General features: G+C 78.0%; 2 protein-coding genes. One reads left to right on the plus strand and one right to left on the minus strand.

Going from position 1 to position 3,767, the window contains the following annotated elements; all coding sequences use genetic code 11:
• Positions 1 to 1,561 (minus strand): hypothetical protein (locus E1289_RS36750; protein WP_131988667.1); only part of this gene is annotated, 1,561 nt, incomplete at its 3' end.
• A gap of 872 nt (positions 1,562 to 2,433) precedes the next feature.
• Between E1289_RS36750 and E1289_RS39985 the strand changes: the two genes are divergently transcribed.
• Positions 2,434 to 3,767: hypothetical protein (locus E1289_RS39985; protein WP_243713451.1), on the plus strand; the 1,334-nt coding region annotated here is incomplete at its 3' end.

The following is a 3,767-nucleotide window of genomic DNA, read 5'->3' on the forward strand; positions in this document are numbered from 1 at the left end:
GTGGGGACGCCGCCGGGACGGGCGGCTCGGGCGGCGCCGGCGGCGGGGCGGGCGCGACCGCGGGCGGCGGGCCCGGCGCGTCCTGCGTCGGCTCGGGCACCGGCGCCACCGGCCGGTCGCCGCCGCCCGCGGCGCGCTCGGCGGCCATGTGGGCGCGGGCGGCCTTGATGATGTCCCACGCCGACAGCTCGTCGGTCGACGGCGGGGTGTGCATCGCCGGGGACGTCAGCTCCGCCGCGACCGCCTGCGGCACCGCGAACCCCGCCGCCGGCGGCGCCACCTGCGCCAGCCGGCACCACGTCAGCCCCAGCGTGTAAGTGGTGGCCAGCAGCGCGGCCAGCGCGTCGGCGTCGCCGGTGCGCAGCTCGTCCGGCAGCCGCCCGTCGCGCGGCCACAGCGACCGCAGCGGGCCGGCCGGGTCGTTCAGCACCGCCTGCAGGGTGCGGGCGCTGTCGGGGTCCAGCCACCGCTGCAGCGCCGGCAGCGCGGCCGGCGCCGCCTGCAGGTCGGCGGCCAGCACCGCGATGCCGGCGCGGCGGACCTCGTCGTGGCTGCGGCCCGGCGGGGCGGGCCGCGGGCCGGTCAGCCCGGCGACGATCTGCTGCAGGTCGTACAGGGCCAGGCGCAGGAACTCGCCGGGCGCGGTGTCCCGGAGCATCGGCGTGGCGTACTCGGCGGGGCACCGCCGGCGCCACTCCTGCACGATCGCCTGCGGCCCGTACCGGACGGTGGCCATGTCCTGGTTGACCATCCGCAGCGACGCCGCCGTCACCGCGGCCAGCGCGTCGGCGCCGGGACGGAACCGGGCGTCGGCCTGCAGGCCCGCGGCGACCTCGTACATGACGCGGGCGACGTGCGCGGCGCCGCCGCCGTCACCGGCGCCCAGGCGGTGGATGTAGTAGCCGGCCAGGGTGGCGAAGTCGGGCGGCATCATCCAGTGCAGCTGCTCGGCCGAGGTCGTCAGGAACGGGATGAACGACTCGATCAGCGGGTTCTCGGTCAGCACCACCGGGGACCCGGCGCACCACAGCAGCGCACCCCACGCGGCGGCGACGGTGCTGGGCGTCCCGGGCTGGAACATGGGGTCGCGCTGGGTGAACTGGTTCGGGTCGACCGCGAGCGCGGTGGTCAGGGCCTGGGAGATGCGCGCCACCACCGCGGTGTCGGGCACCGGGCCGAGGAACCCCAGCGGCGCGACCCGCCCGGCGGCCAGGTCCGGGCCGGTGGGGAACAGCTGCGGCGGGACGGGCGGCGTCCCCGCGCCGGACGGTGCGGGCACCGCGACGCGGCGGTCCTCGAACTCGGCGGGCGGGGGGCAGGGGTGCCAGGTGCCGTCCAGGCCGCACCGGTACCAGCGGCCCCACGCCCCGAACAGCCACCACTCGCCCGCGCCCCACAGCATCCGCGCGGCGATCTGGCCGGCGCGGTCGGCCGGCCGCGCGGTCTGCCACCAGGGAGAGGCCACCAGCTCGCGCACGTTGCCCTCGACCGATGCGAACAGGTCCCCGCTCGGCCCGCCTCCGGTTCCGCCGGGCCCCGCCCCGGCCGCCTGCCAGCTCATCCGGCGAATAGTAGTCCCACCGGATGGCCGGTCCGGCATCGCCGCAGTCACGTCCCTGTATCGCCGCCCGCGCGCCGGACCGGGCACCGGAGCGGGCACCGGAGCGGGTCCCGGCCGAAGATCGACGTGTAAGGAGTGTTATGGCAGGATGCTCCTTAGTCGGGAACGGGCGGCGCGGCGGGCGTGGGGCCGGCGGGCGGTGCGGCGCGCACACGCGCCTGGGGCGTGGGCCTGGTCCTGGCGGCCTCGGTGTGCTTCGGCGCGTTCGGCCCGTTCGGCAAGGCCCTCATCGAGGCCGGGCTCGGCCCGCTGCAGGCGGTGTGGCTGCGGCTCGCGACGGCGGCGCTGGTCCTGGTCCCGGTCGCGGTGCTCCTGCGGGGACGGGCCGCGGCCCGCGCCCTGCGCCCCCACACGCGGCTCCTGGCCGTCTACGGGCTGACGGGCGTGGCAGGCTGCCAGGCGTGCTACTTCGTCGCCGCGTCCCGGCTGCCGGTCGGCGTGGCGATCCTGCTGGAGTTCAGCGGCCCGGTGATCGTGCTGGCGTGGCTGCGGCTGGTGCGCCGGGCTCGGCGCCGCCGCCTGCCAGGCCGCCTACTTCCTCATCGTCGACCGCCTCGCCGGGCAGGTCGACCCGCTGGTCATCACCGCGTCCGGCACCGCCGTCGCCGCCGCGGCGCTCACCGTCCCGGCCGCCGCCGCGGGGACCGGCCCCGGGGCGGGCCCGGCCGCGCCCGCCCTGGGACACTGAACCCGCCGCGGCCCCCGCGGAAAGGCCCCGGCGGAAAGCACCGGCGGCGGGCCGCCCCGCGGAAAATCAGTGTCGGGGCGCTCACGATCATTCCTACACTCCATGATTGCGGAGGCGAACAATCATGGACACCCCCACGCTCCTTGCCCACCTGCAGAACCACGACACCCCCCTCACCCTGCCCCGGGGAGGGACCCTGCGCTGGGACGACGCGGACCTGCACCGCGCCGCGCACACCCTGGACCCCGAGGGCTACGCCCTGGCCGGCCTCGCGCCGGGCGTGCGGCCCTGGCAGCGCGCCCGCGTGCTGCTGCAGATCCTCGCCGCCTCCCAGGCCGGGCTGGACGAGCAGGCCCGCGCCATGCCGGCCCGCGTCGCCCGCGTGCTGACCCTCGGCCTGCCGCCCGCGCACGTCATCACCGTCCTGCTCGCGCTGCGGCGGCTGCGCGCCAACCACAAGCACACCACCCGCACCACGCTGCGGTTCGTCCTGGAGCACCCCGACGCCGACGCGCTCATCGCCGCGCGCCGCCCCGCCCTGCTCGACTGCTTCGAGCACGCCCTCGGCAAGGCCGCCGCCCGCGGCTGCGCCCGCCGCATCGACGCCGGCGACACCGCCTCGGAGTACCTGCGGCGGCGGCTGCTGCGGTTCCTCACCGCGCCCGCGTCCGCGCCCGCCCGCGTCCGCGCCCTCTACGCCGCGCCCCGGGCGGGCCGGCCCGGCGGGCGGGACGGCCCGCCGCCGGCCGCGCCGCACGAGGCGCCGCTGCCGGTCGACCCCCCGCGCGAGCGGCCGCAGACCATCACCGCCACCAACCGCGGCGACATCGCCGCGACCCTGGTCCACCTGTACCGGGGCGGCCCCTCCGAGGACCTGTACGCCGCGCTCGGCCGCTACGTCGGCGCCGCCGCGGCCGCGTTCCCCCGCTTCGAGGGGACCGTCGCGCTCGTGCTGGACGCCTCGGCGTCCATGCGCGGCTACGGCGACCGCGAATGGGCCGTGCTGTCGCAGGCCGCCGCGCTGCGGATGGTCCTGACGCAGCTGTGCGCGCGGCTGGAGGTCATCGAGGCCGGCGGCGACGAACGCGCCCCCCGCGGCGCGACCGACCTGGCCACCGGCGTCCTGGACGCCCTCGGCACCGCCCCCGACCTGGTCGCGGTCGTGTCCGACGGGTACGAGAACCAGTTCCCCGGCGACCTGGCCCGCGTCGCGGCGACCCTGCCCCGCGCCGGCGTCACCACCCCGGTGGTGTTCTGCCACGCCCTGTTCACCGGCAGCGACGACCTGACGCTGCGGCGCCCCGCCCCGTCCCTGCCGCACCGCGGGTTCTGGCACCAGGACGACTTCGCCGAACTGCTGCCGTGGATGTTCGGGCACTGCGCCGCCGGCGCGCCCTGGCTGCGGGCCGCGCTGCACGCCCGCCTGGACGTCCTCGACCCTGTCTCTTATACACAGCT

The organism is Actinomadura sp. 6K520 (genome assembly GCF_004349245.1).
Lineage (GTDB): Bacteria > Actinomycetota > Actinomycetes > Streptosporangiales > Streptosporangiaceae > Spirillospora.